At 62.7% G+C, this 19372-nt stretch carries 20 protein-coding genes; 5 read left to right on the forward strand and 15 right to left on the reverse strand.

All coding sequences use genetic code 11. From position 1 onward, the window contains the following. Nucleotides 1-71: 71 nt before the first annotated feature. Together erdR and AK81_RS01340 are read right to left on the reverse strand one after the other, a co-directional pair. Nucleotides 72-722, reverse strand: coding sequence for a response regulator transcription factor ErdR (erdR, locus tag AK81_RS01335; RefSeq protein WP_012270921.1), 651 nt, complete (start codon nt 720-722; stop codon nt 72-74). A 179-nt stretch (nt 723-901) separates the two neighbouring features. Then, a complete protein-coding gene (locus AK81_RS01340) occupies nt 902-1612 on the reverse strand; it encodes a tRNA-uridine aminocarboxypropyltransferase (protein ID WP_043196201.1) in 711 nt (236 codons plus the stop codon). A 218-nt stretch (nt 1613-1830) separates the two neighbouring features. Between AK81_RS01340 and AK81_RS01345 the strand changes: the two genes are divergently transcribed. Further along, on the forward strand, nt 1831-2253 hold the full coding sequence (locus AK81_RS01345) for a quorum-sensing-regulated virulence factor family protein (protein ID WP_043196202.1): 423 nt from the start codon (nt 1831-1833) through the stop codon (nt 2251-2253). 16 nt (nt 2254-2269) lie between these two features. Here the strand turns inward: AK81_RS01345 and AK81_RS01350 are convergent, their stop codons facing one another. Next, nucleotides 2270-2476 (reverse strand): hypothetical protein, encoded by a 207-nt coding sequence (locus tag AK81_RS01350; protein WP_043196205.1) that lies wholly within the window; start codon nt 2474-2476, stop codon nt 2270-2272. A gap of 160 nt (nt 2477-2636) precedes the next feature. On the opposite strand from AK81_RS01350, the gene AK81_RS01355 reads away from it, so the two are divergent. Next, a complete protein-coding gene (locus tag AK81_RS01355) occupies nt 2637-3755 on the forward strand; it encodes an LOG family protein (protein WP_043196209.1) in 1119 nt (372 codons plus the stop codon). Nucleotides 3756-3970: 215 nt separating this feature from the next. Here AK81_RS01355 and recX read toward each other — a convergent pair whose 3' ends face one another. From recX to AK81_RS01375, 4 genes are all read right to left on the reverse strand, one after another. After that, nucleotides 3971-4441 carry a recombination regulator RecX gene (gene recX / locus AK81_RS01360; RefSeq protein WP_043196211.1) on the reverse strand — a complete coding sequence of 157 codons (471 nt, stop codon included), beginning with the start codon at nt 4439-4441 and terminating at the stop codon, nt 3971-3973. Nucleotides 4442-4461: 20 nt separating this feature from the next. Further along, a complete protein-coding gene (recA, locus tag AK81_RS01365) occupies nt 4462-5529 on the reverse strand; it encodes a recombinase RecA (RefSeq protein WP_043196213.1) in 1068 nt (355 codons plus the stop codon). Between the two features lie 103 nt (nt 5530-5632). After that, entirely contained in the window at nt 5633-6115 is a 483-nt protein-coding gene (locus AK81_RS01370; RefSeq protein WP_043196215.1) for a CinA family protein, read from the reverse strand. Nucleotides 6116-6311: 196 nt separating this feature from the next. Next, on the reverse strand, nt 6312-6965 hold the full coding sequence (locus tag AK81_RS01375) for a glycosyltransferase family 25 protein (protein ID WP_043196217.1): 654 nt from the start codon (nt 6963-6965) through the stop codon (nt 6312-6314). 303 nt (nt 6966-7268) lie between these two features. On the opposite strand from AK81_RS01375, the gene mutS reads away from it, so the two are divergent. Both mutS and fdxA read left to right on the forward strand, forming a co-directional pair. Next, nucleotides 7269-9842 carry a DNA mismatch repair protein MutS gene (gene mutS, locus AK81_RS01380; protein WP_162491968.1) on the forward strand — a complete coding sequence of 858 codons (2574 nt, stop codon included), beginning with the start codon at nt 7269-7271 and terminating at the stop codon, nt 9840-9842. 140 nt (nt 9843-9982) lie between these two features. Further along, the gene (fdxA, locus tag AK81_RS01385) at nt 9983-10306 is read left to right on the forward strand and encodes a ferredoxin FdxA (RefSeq protein ID WP_043196220.1); all 324 of its coding nucleotides are present in this window, start codon (nt 9983-9985) and stop codon (nt 10304-10306) included. 616 nt (nt 10307-10922) lie between these two features. Here the strand turns inward: fdxA and rpoS are convergent. The 8 genes from rpoS to AK81_RS01425 all read right to left on the reverse strand — a co-directional run bounded on the left by rpoS (nt 10923) and on the right by AK81_RS01425 (nt 18238). After that, nucleotides 10923-11930, reverse strand: a complete 1008-nt coding sequence (rpoS, locus tag AK81_RS01390; protein ID WP_009686059.1) for an RNA polymerase sigma factor RpoS — start codon at nt 11928-11930, stop codon at nt 10923-10925. A gap of 108 nt (nt 11931-12038) precedes the next feature. Then, nucleotides 12039-12896 carry a peptidoglycan DD-metalloendopeptidase family protein gene (locus AK81_RS01395; RefSeq protein ID WP_043196222.1) on the reverse strand — a complete coding sequence of 286 codons (858 nt, stop codon included), beginning with the start codon at nt 12894-12896 and terminating at the stop codon, nt 12039-12041. A gap of 238 nt (nt 12897-13134) precedes the next feature. Next, a complete protein-coding gene (locus AK81_RS01400; protein WP_015269209.1) occupies nt 13135-13773 on the reverse strand; it encodes a protein-L-isoaspartate(D-aspartate) O-methyltransferase in 639 nt (212 codons plus the stop codon). A 35-nt stretch (nt 13774-13808) separates the two neighbouring features. Continuing rightward, nucleotides 13809-14558: a 5'/3'-nucleotidase SurE gene (gene surE, locus AK81_RS01405; RefSeq protein WP_043196225.1), complete on the reverse strand. Its 750-nt coding sequence runs from the start codon at nt 14556-14558 to the stop codon at nt 13809-13811. Next, nucleotides 14546-15604: a tRNA pseudouridine(13) synthase TruD gene (gene truD, locus AK81_RS01410; RefSeq protein WP_043196226.1), complete on the reverse strand. Its 1059-nt coding sequence runs from the start codon at nt 15602-15604 to the stop codon at nt 14546-14548. The genes surE and truD overlap by 13 nt, the downstream gene beginning before the upstream one ends. Then, nucleotides 15601-16074, reverse strand: coding sequence for a 2-C-methyl-D-erythritol 2,4-cyclodiphosphate synthase (gene ispF / locus AK81_RS01415; RefSeq protein ID WP_043196228.1), 474 nt, complete (start codon nt 16072-16074; stop codon nt 15601-15603). Before ispF ends, truD begins: the two co-directional genes overlap by 4 nt. 188 nt (nt 16075-16262) lie before the next feature. Beyond that, nucleotides 16263-17117, reverse strand: coding sequence for an S-formylglutathione hydrolase (gene fghA / locus AK81_RS01420; RefSeq protein ID WP_043196229.1), 855 nt, complete (start codon nt 17115-17117; stop codon nt 16263-16265). 8 nt (nt 17118-17125) lie between these two features. Further along, nucleotides 17126-18238, reverse strand: a complete 1113-nt coding sequence (locus tag AK81_RS01425; protein ID WP_043196230.1) for an S-(hydroxymethyl)glutathione dehydrogenase/class III alcohol dehydrogenase — start codon at nt 18236-18238, stop codon at nt 17126-17128. Nucleotides 18239-18345: 107 nt separating this feature from the next. Here AK81_RS01425 and AK81_RS01430 point away from each other — a divergent pair, with 107 nt between their 5' ends. Next, nucleotides 18346-19242, forward strand: a complete 897-nt coding sequence (locus AK81_RS01430; RefSeq protein ID WP_043196231.1) for a LysR substrate-binding domain-containing protein — start codon at nt 18346-18348, stop codon at nt 19240-19242. Nucleotides 19243-19372: the final 130 nt, after the last annotated feature.

The following is a 19372-nucleotide window of genomic DNA, read 5'->3' on the forward strand; positions in this document are numbered from 1 at the left end:
GAGTCACTTCACAACAGAAAGGCCAGCAGACTAGACCGGCACGGGTCAAAAAAGCGTGAAGCCACGCGCAGTCAGTTGCTGGCAACCGATTCAAGTTGTTGCAGCAGCAGCGCGGCCTGGGTGCGGGTACGCACGCCCAGCTTGCGGAATATTGCAGTCACGTGGGCCTTGATGGTGGCCTCGGAGACACTCAGCTCATACGCAATCTGCTTGTTCAGCAGGCCTTCGCAGACCATGGTCAGTACGCGAAACTGTTGCGGCGTGAGGCTGGCCAGGCCTTCACTGGCGGCCTTGGCCTCGGCCGAGACATCGACCTTTTCGAACGCCTGCGGCGGCCACCAGACCTCGCCATCGAGCACCTTGCGCACGGCATCCTGGATCACTTCCAGGGGGCTGGACTTGGGAATGAAGCCACTGGCGCCAAACTCGCGGGACTTGACCACCACCGCAGCCTCTTCCTGCGCCGACACCATCACCACGGGGATCTGCGGGTATTGCCCGCGCAGCAGCACCAGCCCGGAAAAACCATAAGCACCTGGCATGTTCAAGTCCAGCAGCACCAGGTCCCAGTCGGCTTTTTCGCTCAGGCGGGTTTCCAGTTCGGCAATGCTCGCGACTTCGACCAGGCGCACATCCGGGCCAAGGCCGAGGGTAACGGCCTGGCGCAAGGCGCCACGGAACAGTGGGTGGTCATCGGCAATCAGGATTTCGTAAGTGGCCATCGATCTAAGGATCCTGTTCTATGCCAGGCGCTCGGGGGTAAGAGAAGCGCCTGGCGGGGAATCGGCGCCAAGGATGCCGAGCACGGTCAAGGGTGGTCAAGCCATTCGCCCTACCGTCTCGCCCACCCTGGCTGCCAGCCCCGTCATTATGAACCAAAGCAGGGGTTGTGCCCCTTGGACTATAGGAAGGTATGCAAACGCTGGTGCGTGTCGTCCTGGTCATCCAGCGGAAGACGCCGCTTGCCGCTCAGGTAGTGCAGGCTGAACACATCCAGGTAGGCATCCAGCGCCTGTGAGGCCTGGCTGTCGCCGGCCAGGTCCAGGCACATGGCTGCGACCTCTGCCGTGCAGAAGTGATCATCGCGCTTGGAGCGCCGCAGGCGGTAACGCGACATCTGCTCGGCCTGCAGGCTCAACACCGGGAAGCGGTCCAGGTACGGGCTTTTGCGGAACATCTTGCGGGCTTCGGTCCAGGTGGCATCCAGCAGGATGAACAGCGGGCGCTTGCCCGGCTCGCGCGCCACCTCGCTGACCACCCGCTGCTCGGCCACGAACTCACCCGGGAAGACGATGTAGGGCTGCCAGCGCGGGTCGTCCAGCAAGGCCAGCAAGCCTTCGTCGACCGAGGTGCGCAGCCAGCCGAAGGCCGAGGTGTCTTCGATCAGGTCGGCAATGAGCCAGCCGGTGTTGGTGGGTTTCAATGGCTCGGTGTCATGCATCAGCAGGCACACGCCAGACTCGGCCTGCACCCGAGGCTTCCAGGCACACAGGCAATGGGTGGCGATGACCCGGCAATCCGGGCAGCGCTCGGCACGCGAGCCACGGGCGATGAAAGGCTTGTTGCTGCGGGCCAGGCGTTCGGCGCGCAGGCGCGCTACCGCGTGGCTCATGCCGGCAGGCCTCTGGACAGGTAGGAAATGGGCACAAGGATGACTCGGAAAAAACAAGGCGGGCAGTTTACCAGAACAGGGGGCATTTACTGTGCAGCTGGCAAGGGGGCCCTTATAATCGACGCCTACCGTGCCCGAACCTCGCGCTCGCGCGACTTTCACGGAACGCCGTCGACCTGCGCATGTCAAAGCGCCAGTCATCGAACCAGGAGAGATTCATGCTGCGCCTTATCGTCCCCGCCCTGAGCCTGCTACTCGCCCTGCCCCTGGCAGCCCAGGCAGCCTCCAAGCAGGATTACGACCTGAACACCACGTTGCAAAAGGTCGCCAAAGAAAGCAGCGTCGGTACCCCACGCGCCATCAACGAGGACATCCTCGACCAAGGCTACACCGTGGAAGGCAAGGCACTGGTCAACCACCTGAGCGTACGCCAGAGCCACGCCGAGCGCATGCAGGCCAATCCCCAGCAAGTACGCAGCCAACTGGGCGACAGCGTCTGCCGCAACAGCGGCTTTCGCAACCTGATGTCGAAGGGCGCGGTCATGGTCTATCGCTTCACGGTGTACAAGACCAACCAGCCGATCATGGACCAGGCCTTCGACAGTGCCAGCTGCATGGCCGGCAATAGCAAGAAGAAGTAACAGCCGCTTTGTAGAGCTACACCTTCTCGTCCTCGCGGGCGCACCAGCGCCCTTCGGCGGCATCGGCGCGCATCTCGGCCAATAACGCCTGCAAGTAGCGCGACTGGCATTCCAGCCCCGCCAACCTGCGGCAGCACTCGGCCTCAAGGCTCAAGTGATGCACCTGAGCCGCATTCTTCAGCTGCTGGTAGAGCTGCCGGTCCACTTCGATGGTCAAGCGCATACCGCCACCTCCCGCATCGACACGTTTCGCTTTACCAGTTAACCAAACCCCTGCTGCCGGTGGCCACATACCGACGGGCGGCTGTGCCAAACAGCCCGGCACGATCGGGCGCAAGGGTCTAGATTGAGGTCAGAGGTATTGGTGCAGAAGGAGACGTTGCATGCCTTACCAAGCGAATGAACTGCTGTTCAACCACTTCCGTGACAACAATATCGACCTGAGCAACATCGACGCACAACTGCAACTGGTGGCGCCCAACAGCCCCAACCTGCCGCTGTACCGAGACATGATGCTGACCATCCTGCGCATGGCCCATGACGACAGCGACCGCTGGAGCGCCAAGATCACCCTGCAGGCCCTGCGTGAACTGGACCAATCGTTCCGCACCCTGCAGCGCTACAAGGGCCGGCGCAAAGTGACCGTGTTCGGCTCTGCACGCACCCCCCTGGAACACCCGATGTACGCCCTGGCCCGCGAGCTGGGCGCTACCCTGGCGCGCTCCGACCTGATGGTCATCACCGGTGCAGGCGGTGGCATCATGGCCGCCGCCCACGAAGGCGCTGGCAGCGATCACAGCCTGGGGTTCAACATCACCCTGCCCTTCGAGCAACACGCCAACCCTACCGTCGGCGGCACCGACAAGTTGCTGCCTTTCCACTTCTTCTTTATCCGCAAGCTGTTCTTCGTCAAAGAGGCTGACGGCCTGGTGCTGTGCCCGGGCGGCTTCGGCACCCTGGATGAAGCGCTCGAAGTGCTGACCCTGATCCAGACCGGCAAGAGCCCTTTGGTGCCGGTGGTGCTGCTGGACTCGCCCGGCGGCAGCTTCTGGCGCGACTGCCTTGATTTCATCAGCCGTCAGCTGGAAGAAAACCGCTACATCCTGCCCAGCGACCTGAAGCTGGTGCGCCTGGTGCACAGTGCCGATGAGGCCGTTGAGGAAATCAACCAGTTCTACAGCAACTACCACTCCAGTCGCTGGCTGAAGAACCAGTTCGTGATCCGCATGCATCATCCGCTCAGCGAAGCAGCGCTGTTTGATATTCAGGAAGGGTTTGCCGACTTGCGCCTGAGTGGCAGGTATCACCAGCAAGCGGATAGCAGTGCCGAGCACGAAGTGGGCAACTTCAACCACCTGACCCGGCTGTCATTTGCCTTCAATGGCCGCGACCAGGGTCGGCTGCGCGAGCTGGTGGACTTCATCAACCTGTCGGAGAATTGGGCCAAACCGCAACCCATGCATACCACGCAGCGGGCCAGAGAGGCGCTGAAGGTCAGTTGAGCCGCTTGAGATTGGTTACCACAAGTACAGCAAGTGCTGCAGACCTGCACTGTACCTGTGGGAGCGGGCACGCCCGCGAAGAATCCAGCGCGGTGGATGGCACCGGCGTTGCCGGTGTTCGCGGGCTCGCCCGCTCCCACAAGGATTGCGTCAGCCTTTAGATTTCAGGTCGGAGTTTGACCATAGGCGGTCGTGTAGAACTGCGGATCTGGTGGTCAGTAATCGTCGAGATCACGCCCGCTGAGCAGGCGGCCGATCATGTCCATGGGGAAACCCCGGTAAGCCAGAAACCGGGTTTGCTGGGCACGGCTGCGCGGATCCTGCGGGCGCTGCCCGGCAAACTTGCGCTGCCAGACGTCCCGCATGCGCTCGCGCCAATCCACCTCGCTCTCGCGCAATGCCTGCTCGACATCAGCACGCGCCAGGCCACGCTGGCCCAGCTCTTCGCGAATACGCAAAGGGCCATAGCCAGCGCTGGAACGGTACCTTATAAAACTTTCGAGGTAGCGGGCTTCGCAAAGCAGCCCTTCTTCAGCGAGCCGGTCGAGCTCAGGCTCGATCAGCTCATCCGAAGCGCCGCGCTGACGCAACTTGCGCGTCAGCTCGACGCGACCGTGCTCACGTCGCGCGAGCAGGTCCATGGCTGTCCGCCGAATGGCGACGGGGGTGTCGAGTACGGCGGACATTTCGGCTATCTACCGTGCAATCAATAACCGGCTTCGGCGTCAGCCACATCGTCGGCGCTGGCATCAACGGCGGCAGCCTTGTTGGCTTCAGCGGCAGCACCGCCTTTCAGCAGCTTTTCACGGATCTGCTTCTCGATCTCGGTACCAATAGCCGGGTTTTCGGCCAGGTACTTGGCAGCGTTGGCTTTGCCCTGACCGATCTTGTTGCCCTGGTATGCGTACCAGGCACCCGACTTCTCGATCAGGCCTTGGGACACACCCAGGTCAATGATCTCGCCATTACGGTAAATACCTTTGCCGTAAAGAATCTGGAACTCGGCCTGACGGAATGGCGGCGAGACCTTGTTCTTGACGATCTTGACGCGGGTTTCGCTACCGACCACCTCGTCGCCTTCCTTGACCGCACCGGTACGGCGGATGTCCAGACGCACCGAGGCGTAGAACTTCAGGGCGTTACCACCGGTGGTGGTTTCCGGGCTGCCGAACATCACGCCGATCTTCATACGGATCTGGTTGATGAAGATGACCAGGCAGTTGGCGTTCTTGATGTTACCCGTGATCTTGCGCAGCGCCTGGGACATCAGGCGAGCCTGCAGGCCCACGTGCATGTCACCCATTTCGCCTTCGATCTCGGCCTTTGGCACCAGCGCGGCCACGGAGTCGACAATGATCACGTCAACAGCGTTGGAGCGCACCAGCATGTCGGTGATTTCCAGGGCCTGCTCGCCGGTGTCCGGCTGCGAGACCAGCAGGTCGTCGACGTTTACGCCCAGCTTGCCGGCGTACTCAGGGTCGAGGGCGTGTTCGGCGTCGACGAAGGCGCAGGTGGCACCGCTTTTCTGGGCTTCGGCGATGACCGACAGCGTCAGTGTGGTCTTACCCGACGATTCCGGGCCATAGATCTCGACGATACGGCCTTTGGGCAGGCCGCCGATGCCCAGGGCGATATCCAGGCCCAGGGAGCCGGTGGAAATGGCAGGCATGCCTTGACGTTCCTGGTCACCCATGCGCATGACCGCGCCTTTGCCGAATTGGCGTTCGATCTGACCCAGGGCCGCAGCCAAGGCGCGTTTCTTGTTGTCGTCCATTGAAATCCTCACGTGTTCGACTTGGCCCTGATGGCCGGAATACCTGTATAAGTAGCCAGTATTATTCCACAGGCAGGCGCCCGCGCAAACCCCTGTCGTCGATTTACTCGGCACCAAGCTGTAACAAGCCGTCTAACGCGGCGCTCACCGTCTGTCGGCGCACGGCTTCGCGGTCACCGTCGAACTGGCGGCGCTCACTGAACACCCGGTTGCCGTCACCCCAGGCCAGCCACACGGTACCTACCGGTTTGGCTGGCGAACCACCGTCCGGCCCAGCCACACCGCTTACCGCCACGGCGAAGCGCGCGCCGCTGGCGGCCTGGGCACCGCGGACCATGGCTTCGACCACTTCCTGGCTGACTGCGCCCACCTCGCCGAACAAGGTCTCGGGCACGCCCAACAGGCGGGTTTTCTGGGCGTTGGAATAAGTCACGTAGCCAACCTCGAACCAGGCCGAACTGCCAGGTATACGGGTGATGGCTTCGGCAATGCCACCGCCGGTACAGGATTCGGCGGTGGTCACCTGTGCATTGAAACGGCGCAGGTGTTCACCCAAGCGGGTGGCAAGCGTGGTGATCGGGTCCATGTCGGGCTCCTGAAAGGCTGCACCTACCCTACCAGCTTGTGTGTGTCACTGATATTCGGCCAGCTCGCGAAGCCTGCGACCACAACGGCAGCAGGCCTGCCGTGAAATGACGATTTCGCCGACAAACACGCGCTCGACTTCTACAGGCTTGTGCCTGTACAGCCGACACAGCACAAGCCTGAGCCACTCGGTCATATCAAAAGTTCAACCGAAGCACGGTGCGCCAGATGTTCTTCGCCGGTGAACGACGGTGCTTGACCCAGTTGCGCTCCCACCATTCATCTTCATTGCGCACCACCTGTTCCAGATCACTGCCGGTCACAGCGGCGGCATGCTGGCGGAACATCATGGGGAATACACAATGCTGGCGGATCCTGTGTTTGACCACTACATCCACCGGCGTGCCATCGTAGGGCGTCTCGGCCAGAATCCGGCAGCCTTGGCGCGACAATACATAGGCGTGCAACGCGACCACCCGCCCCCTGGCGATGAACGGAAACCAGGTCAGCCACGTGCGCCCCATGGAGTAGCCCAGGTGCAGAGCCTCGAAGGGCCGCTTCTGCATGAAGCGGTTTACCCAGCGAACCCGCGTAGCCGTAAACTCATAGGTCTTGGCATCGTCTTCGAAAATCAAGATTCTATCCAGGTCGTTTTCCAGCGCATGGCGAGCCAGTTGCTGATGCGACTCGTAGCACCCGCGCGCGGGGTCGCTGTTTTTCTGGACGACATGAAAAACCACCTCATTGTCCAGCTGCTGACCGATGGTTTCTGTGAATAGCTTACGCCGGTCACCCCGGGTATCGAGGGAGATACAAAACACTGCATCGACATCAAAACGAATTCCGCTCACTGCTTTAATCAACCCGATTGCAATAACTGTTTATGGGGTCACACGCCACCGGAGTTGATTCCGGCGGGTCTTCCCTGATGTTAAAAAGCCCCCGATTCTCCATGGGGACGCCGTACTGTCAATATGCCCTCACTTCAACCCTGATTGCTGCCAGGACTTGCAGGTACTGCCTGTGCGGTTGCCGTGGTACCCTATGCGGCTTGAAAAATCAGGTGGGTCTCGGCGCCGCGCACGCAACACGGAACGCCCCAATTTGCCCCACAATGTTGAGACCTACTTTCTAAGCCTTTGATGAATAAAGCAATCTCCGATCTCTCCGCACACACCCCGATGATGCAGCAGTACTGGAAGCTGAAGCACCAGCACCCGGACCAGCTGATGTTCTACCGCATGGGCGACTTCTACGAAATCTTCTACGAAGATGCGAAGAAGGCCGCGAAACTGCTGGACATCACCCTGACCGCGCGCGGCCAGTCGGCCGGCCAGTCCATCCCCATGTGCGGGATTCCGTTCCATTCGCTGGAAGGCTACCTGGCCAAGCTGGTCAAGCTGGGCGAGTCGGTGGTGATCTGCGAACAGATTGGCGACCCGGCCACCAGCAAGGGCCCGGTGGAGCGCCAAGTGGTGCGTATCATCACCCCGGGCACGGTCAGCGACGAGGCACTGCTCGACGAGCGTCGCGACAACCTGATTGCCGCGCTGCTCGGTGACGAACGCCTGTTCGGCCTGGCCGTACTGGACATCACCAGCGGCAACTTCAGCGTGCAGGAAATCAAAGGCTGGGAGAACCTGCTGGCCGAGCTTGAGCGCCTCAACCCGGTCGAGCTGCTGATCCCCGATGACTGGCCGCGCGACCTGCCCGCCGAAAAGCGCCCGGGCGCCCGCCGCCGGGCGCCGTGGGACTTCGACCGCGATTCGGCACGCAAGGCCCTGTGCCAGCAGTTCGCGACCAAGGACCTCAAAGGCTTTGGCTGCGACAAGCTGACCCTGGCCATCGGCGCCGCCGGCTGCCTGCTGACCTACGCCAAGGAAACCCAGCGCACCGCCCTGCCGCACCTGCGCAGCCTGCGCCACGAGCGCCTGGACGACACGGTCATCCTCGATGGCGCCAGCCGTCGCAACCTGGAGCTGGACGTCAACCTGGCGGGTGGGCGTGACAACACCCTGCAATCGGTGGTCGACCGCTGCCAGACTGCCATGGCCAGCCGTTTGCTGAGCCGCTGGCTGAACCGCCCGCTGCGCGACCTCAAGGTACTGCAAGCACGCCAGGATTCGATCCGCTGCCTGCTCGACAGGTACAGCTTCGAGAAGCTCCAGCCGCAACTGAAAGAAATTGGCGACATCGAGCGGATCCTCGCCCGAATCGGCCTTCGCAATGCCCGCCCACGCGACCTGGCACGGCTGCGCGATGCATTGGGTGCCTTGCCCGAACTGCAGAACGCCATGACCGAACTGGAGGCGCCGCACCTTGCGCGCCTGGCGGCCATTACTGGCACCTATCCGGAGCTGGCCAGCCTGCTGGAGCGGGCGATCATCGACAACCCGCCAGCGGTGATCCGCGACGGCGGCGTGCTCAAGACCGGCTATGACAACGAGCTGGACGAGCTGCTGGCGATCAGCGAGAACGCCGGCCAGTTCCTGATCGACCTGGAAGCCCGGGAAAAGGCCCGCACCGGCCTTGCCAACCTCAAGGTCGGCTACAACCGCGTGCACGGCTACTTCATCGAGCTGCCGACCAAGCAGGCCGAGCAGGCGCCGGGCGACTACATCCGCCGCCAGACCCTCAAGGGTGCGGAGCGCTTCATCACCCCCGAGCTGAAAGTGTTCGAGGACAAGGCGCTATCAGCCAAGAGCCGCGCCCTGGCCCGCGAGAAGATGCTCTACGACGCCCTGCTGGAAACCCTGATCAGCCACCTGGCGCCACTGCAGGACAGCGCCGCCGCCCTGGCCGAACTGGATGTGCTCAGCAACCTGGCCGAACGTGCGCTGAACCTCGACCTGAACTGCCCGCGCTTCGTCGACGAGCCGTGCCTGCGCATCGAGCAAGGCCGCCACCCGGTCGTGGAGCAGGTACTGACCACGCCGTTCGTGGCCAACGACCTGGGCCTGGACAACAGCACGCGCATGCTGATCATTACCGGCCCGAACATGGGCGGTAAATCCACCTACATGCGCCAGACCGCCCTGATCGTGCTGCTGGCGCACATCGGCAGCTTCGTGCCGGCGGCCGGCTGCGAGCTTTCGCTGGTCGACCGCATCTTCACCCGTATCGGCTCCAGCGACGACCTGGCCGGCGGGCGCTCGACCTTCATGGTCGAGATGAGCGAAACCGCCAACATCCTGCACAATGCAACCGACCGCAGCCTGGTGCTGATGGACGAAGTGGGCCGCGGCACCAGTACCTTCGACGGCCTATCGCTGGCGTGGGCTGCCGCCGAGCGCCTGGCCCAGTTGCGCGCCTATACCCTGTTCGCCACCCACTACTTCGAGCTCACCGTGCTGCCGGAGAGTGAACCGCTGGTGGCCAACGTGCACCTGAATGCCACCGAGCACAACGAGCGCATCGTGTTCCTGCACCATGTACTGCCTGGCCCTGCCAGCCAGAGCTACGGCCTGGCCGTGGCACAACTGGCGGGCGTGCCGGGGGTTGTGATCCAGCGTGCTCGCGAACACCTGGCGCGCCTGGAAACCACCAGCCTGCCGCATGAACAAGCCCCGGCCGAAAAGGCCCGGGATGTGCCACAGGTGCCGCACCAGAGCGATCTGTTCGCCAGCCTGCCACACCCGGCCATCGAGAAGCTGGGCAAGCTGCAACTGGACGACATGACCCCGCGCCAAGCTATCGAAATGCTATATCAACTAAAGAACCTGTTATAACGGCGCCCACTACAAGCTGGTAGAATCCGCCGCGGTTTGCTGGTGCTGCAGGTTATTAGCCTGGCCTGCAGCCACATACCTGTAAACCGCGCGGCCCTGAGAGGAAGGGCCGCCGCCGTCGCCTGAGGAGAGAACTAGAAATGACCTTCGTCGTCACCGACAACTGCATCAAATGCAAATACACCGACTGCGTGGAAGTCTGTCCGGTGGACTGCTTCTACGAAGGCCCGAACTTCCTGGTCATCCACCCGGACGAGTGCATTGACTGTGCACTCTGCGAACCGGAATGCCCAGCGCAAGCCATCTTCTCGGAAGACGAAATCCCTGCCGGGATGGAGAACTTCATCGAGCTGAACGCCGAACTGGCGGAAGTCTGGCCAAACATCACCGAGCGTAAGGATGCCCTGCCTGACGCTGAAGAGTGGGACGGCAAGACTGGCAAGATCGCAGACCTGGTGCGCTGATAGCGCCCGGACACGAAAAAGGCCCCTCGGGGCCTTTTTTGTTTTTCTGCGGGCAAAAAAAAGGGGCGGTTTGACCCGCCCACATTTTTTTCCGTAGTCCCTGCTTGTCCCAAACATCTTCCTGATGAAATCGCTTCTTGCGATGTCCTTGGCCTTCATCCTGAAAGCCTGTGCATGTCCCTGTGCACAGTTCGAATACTAGCGGGTTGAGCCGGGCGGGCAAGCGCGAAACCTGACAAGGTATTACTGGGGACACATTTCCTCACAGCCGAATAAGCCATGTTTTTCAATGGGTTGTAAAAATACACAGGCTGGAAACGACAATGATTTACTGCGACTTGCATAGATAGCTTACAAAACAAGTAAGAAAAGGCTTACACGCAATGTTACTGAGGTGGCGCCATACATGTGGGGCTGCTTTGCAGCCCAATCGCGACACAAGGCCGCTCCTACAGGGGATCGCGATTATCTGCATGATCGCGGCCCCCTGTAGGAGCGGCCTTGTGTCGCGAAAGGGGCGCACAGGGCCCCCGGCAAACTGAAATGGAACACCCGTTTTCGCCACACACAAAAACGCCCCGAGGTCATCGGGGCGTTTTTGTGTGACAGGCCTTCGCTACTGGAACAAAGACTCACTGGACAAGCCGTTCTTCTCAAGGATCTCACGCAGACGCTTGAGCCCCTCTACCTGGATCTGCCGCACCCGTTCCCGGGTCAGGCCGATCTCCAGGCCAACATCCTCCAGGGTGCTGCTCTCATGCCCGCGCAGGCCAAAGCGACGCACCACCACTTCACGCTGCTTGTCGGTCAATTCGCCCAGCCACTGGTCGATGCTCTGCGACAGGTCGTCATCCTGCAGCAGTTCGCACGGGTCGGTGGGGCGGTCGTCGGTCAAGGTGTCGAGCAGGGTCTTGTCCGAGTCCGGGCCAAGCGACACATCCACCGAAGACACGCGCTCGTTCAGGCCGAGCATGCGCTTGACCTCGGCGACCGGCTTCTCCAGCAACGTGGCGATTTCTTCCGGTGAGGGTTCGTGGTCGAGTTTCTGGGTCAGCTCGCGTGCGGCGCGCAGGTAGACGTTCAGTTCCTTGACCACGTGGATTGGCAGGCGGATGGTGCGGGTCTGGTTCATGATCGCCCGTTCGATGGTCTGGCGAATCCACCAGGTCGCATAGGTCGAGAAACGGAAACCACGCTCCGGGTCGAACTTCTCGACCGCACGGATCAGCCCCAGGTTGCCCTCCTCGATCAGGTCGAGCAGCGACAGGCCGCGGTTCACGTAACGACGGGCAATTTTTACAACCAGGCGCAGGTTGCTTTCGATCATGCGCTTGCGGCCAGCGGGGTCGCCCTTCTGCGACAGGCGCGCAAAGTGCACTTCCTCTTCCGGCGAAAGCAGCGGCGAGAAGCCGATCTCGTTGAGATACAACTGGGTAGCATCAAGCGCCCGGGTGTAATCGATGTACTTGTGTTGCTTGAGCGAAGAGCCCGACTTGGCCCTCGTCCGAACCGAAGATACAGCAGGTTCGTCTGACACCACATCCGTTTCCAAAACGATGCCCGTCTCCATCAGGAGGACGTCATCGTCGATGTCAAACTCCGGCACTTCTTTACTGAGAGCCATTGTTATAGTCCTTTGCTGAGTTCGAACTCAGACTCGAGCGGCACCTTGATCCCTGGCAGCGCTGGAGCCTGTCCCCTCTACATCACAGGAACAGGCCGGGTACAACAATCAACGGCGTGGCAGGAACTGGAGTGGATCGACGGGTTTGCCCTGGCGGCGAATCTCAAAATGCAGCTTCACCCGATCTGTGCCCGTGGACCCCATTTCAGCAATCGACTGCCCTGCCTTGACCTGCTGCCCCTCCCGAACCAACAGCCTGCGGTTATGACCGTAGGCACTGACGTAGGTATCGCTGTGTTTGATGATGATCAGCTCGCCGTAGCCCCTCAAACCACTCCCGGCGTAAACCACCGCACCATCAGACGCAGCAAAAACAGGCTGTCCCAAATCACCGGCGATATCAATGCCTTTATTCAAACTACCGTTTGAAGCAAATTTTCCAATCAGCACGCCGTTGGCAGGCCAGGTCCAGCCCCCTACCGCGCGCTCCGCAGCAGGCACGGTGGCAACCACCGGCGCGCTGGTGGAAGGGGCCGGCGTGGCCGGTTTGCCGGTGCTGGCAGGCGCCGTGACAGTGCTCCCCACAGGCCGCCGCGTGACCGTGGTGCGGCTCGACGAGGACGGGTTGGACACCACCGTGGTACTGCTGCTTGAGCCACTGCTGAAACGAATCGCTTGGCCTGGGCGGATGGTATAAGGCGCCGGGATGCCGTTGCGTGCGGCCAGTTCCTTGTAGTCCCAGCCATAGCGGAAGGCGATGGAGAAGAGCGTGTCACCCGGCTTGACGACGTACTGCCCGGACGTCACTGCCGGGCGCTTGGGCACGGTGTTGTTGCGGTCGACCACCCGCGCACTGGTGTTAGTGGTGCTCGAGCAACCCACAAGTAGCGTGCCCATGGCCAGTGCAATCACCAGAAGCTTGAAACCCGACCCATCCTTGCGCTGCCGAATGACTGTGTGACCCACCCGCGCTCCCCTCATGGTGCCGAAAACGATATGAAGACAAGAAATGCAATATTGTTGCAATTATAACCAAGCCGGCCGGTATTGGCAGGCTGATGCAAAAGGCTGTAGCAAAGCCGCGCTGCGCATGGTGCGCTAGCGCTTCGCTCCGCCAGATAGACAGGGCGAAGCTGCAAGAATTCGCCGGCGGCGCAAAAATACCACGCGGCTCATACCGGCAGCGCCCAGCCCGACGCAGCGCTCAGGCCAGCGGGCCATTGAGCAGCGGTACGAAGCGCACTGCCCCCAGCACACGGCGGGAGAACCCATGCTCCTCGCGCACGATCAGCATCAGTTGCTGGGTTTCGCCGGCCGGCCCCACCGGGATCACCATGCGGCCACCAGGTGCCAGCTGGTCAAGCAGTGCCTGGGGCACTTCCGGCGCCACCGCCGTGACGATGATGCCATTGTACGGCGCCAGCGCCGGCCAGCCTTCGCAACCATCGCCCCAGCGGAATACCACGTTGCGCAGGTTCAGCTCTACCAGGCGCTCTTTGGCCCGGTCCTGCAGCACCTTGATACGCTCCACCGAGAATACCCGCTCAACCAACTGGGCAAGGATCGCCGTCTGGTAACCCGAGCCGGTGCCGATCTCCAGCACCTTGTCCAGTGGCCCGGCCTCGAGCAGCAACTCGCTCATGTGGGCAACCATGAACGGCTGGGAGATGGTCTGGTTGTGGCCTATCGGCAGCGCGGTGTCTTCGTAGGCACGATGCGCCAGAGCCTCGTCGACGAACAGGTGACGCGGGGTACGACGGATCACGTCGAGTACCTTGGTGTTCGACACACCCTCTTCGCACAGGCGCTGGATCAGCCGCTCCCGGGTGCGCTGGGAGGTCATGCCGATGCCACGCCGCAGCATATCGTCCTCGCGCATCAGAGCACGCCCTCCAGCCAACCGTCGAGCTGCTCGAAGGCTTCGTTGAAGGTGCGGTCGAGCTGCAGCGGCGTGATCGAGACGAAGCCTTGCATCACCGCATGGAAGTCGGTGCCCGGGCCGCCATCCTCGGCATCACCGGCCACGGCGATCCAGTAGCCTTCCTTGCCGCGCGGGTTGACCACCTTGGTCGGTGCCGCCGCCCGTGCCCGGTGACCGAGGCGGGTGAGCTGGATGCCACGGATGTGCTCCAGCGGCAGGTTGGGAATATTGACGTTGAGGACGGTGCGTGGCGGCAGCACCAGGCGCGACTGCGCCTCGACCAGGCGACGGGCGATGTAGGCCGCCGTCGGCAGGTTGTCCGGCTGACGCGACAACAGCGAAAACGCCAGCGATGTGGTGCCCAGGAAACGGCCTTCCAACGCAGCGGCGACCGTACCGGAGTACAACACGTCATCACCCAGGTTGGCACCGAGGTTGATCCCCGACACGACCATGTCCGGCACCTGCGGCAACAGCCCATTTAGCCCCAGGTGCACACAGTCGGTCGGTGTGCCGTTGAGGCTGATGAAGCCGTTGGCCAGGGTCTGCGGGTGCAGTGGCCGGTCCAGCGTCAGCGAACTGCTGGCGCCACTTTTGTCTTGATCCGGGGCGATCACCGCGCACTCGGCGTAATCCGCCAGCGCAGCGTGCAGCGCGGCGATGCCGGGTGCGGTAACACCGTCGTCGTTCGAAATCAGAATACGCATGAGCTGTCCGTCTGCCCTGCCGACACCAGATCCACGATTTCGCGCACCACTACGGTGGCGAAGCATCCGGCCGGCAGGACGAATTCCAGTTGCAGGATATCAGGCTCGGGATAATGCCATGTCAGGCCGCCAATAGGGAGCCGCAAAATACGCCGTTCGTGATCCATGCCCGCCTGGGCCAACCACTGGCAAAGTGCCGGCTGCCGTGCGCCGACGGCATTTTCCAGCTGCGCAGTGGCGCCGCCAGCAGGCGAGTCGCCCTCGCCCCACATCGGGCCGGTCGGGTGCAGGTCGAGAATCGCCAGCCGTGGGTCGGCGCATTCCGCCTCGCCGGCCGGGAAGAAGCTACGGCTGTCGGTGAACGCCAGCAGGTCGCCGACCTGGGCCTGCGCCCAGCTACCTTCGGCGACACGTGCCGCCAGCACCTGGTTGAACAGGTAGCTGCGCCCGGCGGAAAGCAGGCGCGAACGCACGTTGCGCTGCTCGGGCAATGCCTTGCGCGCAGCCCAGTCGAGGGCGTCATGGACGTTGCCCCCGCCGTGACCGAAGCGCTGGGTGCCGAAATAGTTGGGCACACCGTGCTGCTTGAGCTGTGCCAGGCGTGCATCCACAGCCTGGTGGTCGGCCGCCAGGGCCGTCAGGCGCAGGGTGAAGCCGTTGGCCGAATGCGCGCCACGCTGCAGCTTGCGCTGGTGACGCACCTGCTTGAGCACGCGCAGGCTGGCATCTTCAGCGCGCGACAGGTCGGGGTCGGCCTTGCCCGGCAGGTGCAGGCTGAACCACTGACGGGTCAGGGCCTGACGGTCCTTGAGCCCGGCGTAGCTGATCGAACGCACCGGCACGCCTGCGGCGCGCGCCAGGCGGCGGGCGGCCTCTTCGGTGTTCAGGTCACGCTTTTCGACCCACAGCCACAGGTGCTCGCCCTGGCCGGACAGCGGAATGTCCAGCACTTCGTCGACCTGGAAGTCTTCAGCCACCGCCTTTAGGACGGCGGTGCCCAAGGGTTCGCCCGATGCGCACGGGCCCAGCAGATCCAGTTCGGTCATGCTGGCAGCAGCAGGGCGACCGAATGCACGGCAATCCCCTCCTCACGGCCGGTGAAGCCCAGCTTTTCAGTGGTGGTGGCCTTGACGTTGACCTGGTCGAGCTCGACCTGCAGGTCTTCGGCGATCAGCTGGCGCATGGCCTCGATGTGCGGGGCCATCTTCGGCGCCTGGGCGACGATGGTGGCGTCGACATTGCCGACCTTCCAGCCCTTGGCCTTGACGATGCCGACCACATGGCGCAGCAGCACGCGGCTGTCGGCACCCTTGAACTGTGGGTCGGTGTCGGGGAAGTGCTTGCCGATGTCGCCCAGCGCCGCAGCGCCCAGCAAGGCATCGCTCAGGGCGTGCAGCAGCACGTCGCCGTCGGAGTGGGCCAGCAGGCCGTATTTGTGGGGGATACGCACCCCGCCCAGGGTAATGAAATCACCGTCGCAGAAACGGTGCACATCGTAGCCATGGCCAATACGCATAGAAAAACGCCCTGAATGAGTCAGGGCGTGATTCTACCTGCTTTAGCCGTTATTGGGGCCGCCATGTAGGAGCGGCCTTGCGTCGCGATCGGGCTGCAAAGCAGCCCCGGCGATACCCGCGTCAACGCCAACATCACGGGCCGCTCTGCGGCCCGATCGCGACACAAGGCCGCCCCTACAGTCATGCGTTAACCCCGACCCAGTGCCACCGCATGATGGCGCAGGTGCTCCTCGATGAAGCTGGCAATGAAGTAGTAGCTATGGTCATAGCCCGGCTGCAGACGCAGGGTCATTTCATGGCCCCCTTTGCGTGCCGCCTGCTCCAGCGCTTCAGGCTTGAGCTGCTTCTCGAGGAAGTCGTCACGGTCACCCTGGTCAACAAGCAATGGCGGGCATTCGCCAGCAGGCGTTTCCGCCAGCAGTACGCTGGCATCCCACTCGCGCCAGCGCGCTCGGTCTTCACCCAGGTAGCGGCTGAAGGCCTTCTCGCCCCACGGGCAATCCATCGGGTTGCTGATCGGCGAGAACGCCGACACCGAGCGGTAGCGACCCGGGTTGCGCAAGGCGCACACCAGCGCGCCATGCCCGCCCATGGAGTGGCCGCTGATACTGCGCTCGCCCGACGCCGGGAAGTGCGCCTCGATCAGTGCCGGCAACTCCTCCACCACATAGTCGTGCATGCGGTAATGCTGGGCCCAGGGTTGCTGGGTGGCGTTGAGGTAAAAGCCGGCCCCCAGGCCGAAGTCCCAGGCGCCGTCCGGGTCGCCCGGCACCTGCTCGCCACGCGGGCTGGTGTCCGGGGCCACGATGATCAGCCCAAGCTCTGCGGCCATGCGCTGGGCGCCGGCCTTCTGCATGAAGTTCTCGTCGGTGCAGGTGAGGCCGCTAAGCCAGTAAAGCACCGGCAGCTTCTCGCCCTGCTCGGCCTGCGGTGGCAGGTACACGGCAAACACCATGTCGCAGCCCAGCACCTTGGAGTGATGCCGGTAACGCTTGTGCCAGCCGCCGAAGCTCTTCTGGCAGGAGATGTTATCCAGGCTCATGGCGTACCTCAGAAGTGGATCACGCTGCGGATGCTCTTGCCTTCATGCATCAGGTCGAAGGCTTTGTTGATGTCTTCCAGGCCCATGGTATGGGTGATGAAGGTATCCAGCGGGATCTCGCCCTTCTCGGCCATTTCCACGTAGCTTGGCAGCTCGCTGCGGCCACGCACGCCGCCGAACGCCGAACCACGCCAGACGCGGCCGGTGACCAGTTGGAACGGACGGGTGGCGATTTCCTGGCCGGCACCGGCTACGCCGATGATGACCGACTCGCCCCAGCCCTTGTGGCAGCATTCCAGGGCAGCGCGCATCAGTTGCACGTTACCAATGCACTCGAAGGAGAAGTCCACGCCACCGTCGGTGAGGTCGACGATCACTTCCTGGATCGGGCGGTCGTATTCTTTCGGGTTGATGCAGTCGGTGGCACCCAGCTGGCGGGCGATCTCGAACTTGGCCGGGTTGATGTCGACGGCGATGATGCGCGAGGCCTTGGCCTTGACCGCACCGATCACAGCCGACAGGCCGATGCCGCCCAGGCCGAAGATGGCCACGGTGTCACCGGGTTTGACCTTGGCGGTGTTGAGCACCGCACCGATACCGGTGGTGACGCCACAGCCCAGCAGGCAGACCTTTTCCAGTGGTGCTTCTTTCTGGATTTTGGCCACGGAGATTTCCGGCAGCACGGTGTACTCGGAGAAGGTCGAGGTGCCCATGTAGTGGAACAGCTGCTGGCCCTTGTACGAGAAGCGCGTGGTGCCGTCCGGCATCAGGCCCTTGCCCTGGGTAGCGCGGATGGCCTGGCACAGGTTGGTCTTGCCCGAGAGGCAGAACTTGCACTTGCCGCACTCCGGGGTGTACAGCGGGATCACGTGGTCGCCGACGGCCACCGAGGTCACGCCCTCGCCTACCGCTTCGACGATCGCGCCGCCTTCGTGGCCGAGGATCGACGGGAAGATGCCTTCCGGGTCGGCACCGGACAGGGTGTAGGCATCGGTGTGGCAGACACCACTGGCGACCACACGCAGCAGCACTTCACCGGCCTTGGGCATGGCCACGTCGACTTCGACGATTTCCAGGGGTTTCTTGGCCTCGAAGGCTACGGCAGCACGGGACTTGATCATCAAAGGTCTCCAGACAGAGGGTCGATTCAGTCCCACAGTGTAATTCACCTCCATTTGATGAATAATCCGGCCAAAGACAAAACATTATTGCCATACAGGGATAATCCATGAGCAGCCGCTGGGAGGGCATCGACGAATTCGTCGCCGTGGCCGAATCGGGCCAGTTCACGGCAGCAGCCGAACGCCTGGGGGTTTCCTCGTCACATATCAGCCGCCAGATCGCCCGGCTGGAGGAACGCCTGCAGACGCGCCTGCTGTACCGCAGCACCCGCCGGGTCACCCTGAGCGAGGCTGGGCAGACGTTTTTGCAACACTGCCAGCGCCTGCAGGATGGCCGCGAGGAAGCCCTGCGCGCCATGGGCGACCTGGCCAGCGAACCCAAGGGGTTGCTGCGCATGACCTGCGCGGTCGCCTACGGCGAGCGCTTCATCGTGCCGCTGGTGACACGGTTCATGGCGCTCTACCCGCAGTTACGGGTGGATGTGGAGCTGAGCAACCACACCCTCGACCTGCTGCATGAAGGCATGGACCTGGCCATCCGCCTGGGCCGACTGGCCGACTCCCGGCTGGTGGCCACTCGCCTGGCGCCGCGACGCATGTACCTGTGCGCGTCGCCTGCCTACCTGGAACGTTATGGCCGGCCGCACAGCCTGTCGGAACTGGCGCGGCACAATTGCCTGGTGGGCAGTTCCGACTTGTGGGCGCTGCAACAGGACGGCCGCGAGATCAGCCAGCGGATACAGGGCAACTGGCGCTGCAACAGTGGCCAGGCCGTGCTGGACGCGGCACTGCAAGGGATAGGGTTGTGCCAGTTGCCGGATTATTACGTGCTGGAGCACCTGAACAGTGGTGCGCTGGTGTCACTGCTGGAGGCGCACCAGCCGCCGAATACGGCCGTGTGGGCGCTGTATCCGCAGCAGCGGCACCTGTCGCCGAAGGTGCGCCGGCTGGTGGATTACCTGAAGGCAGGGTTGGCGGGGTTGCCGGAATATCGTTTGGGCTGAAGGAAAGCGCTGCATGAACTGGCCTCTTCGCGGGCTTGCCCGCTCCCACAGGGCCCGCAAATCGGTTCAGATTTGCGCTTTACCTGTGGGAGCGGGCAAGCCCGCGAAGAGGCCGGTGCAGGATTAAACC

The sequence above is a fragment of the Pseudomonas putida W15Oct28 genome, from assembly GCF_000708715.2.
In the GTDB taxonomy this organism is placed as follows: domain Bacteria; phylum Pseudomonadota; class Gammaproteobacteria; order Pseudomonadales; family Pseudomonadaceae; genus Aquipseudomonas; species Aquipseudomonas putida_R.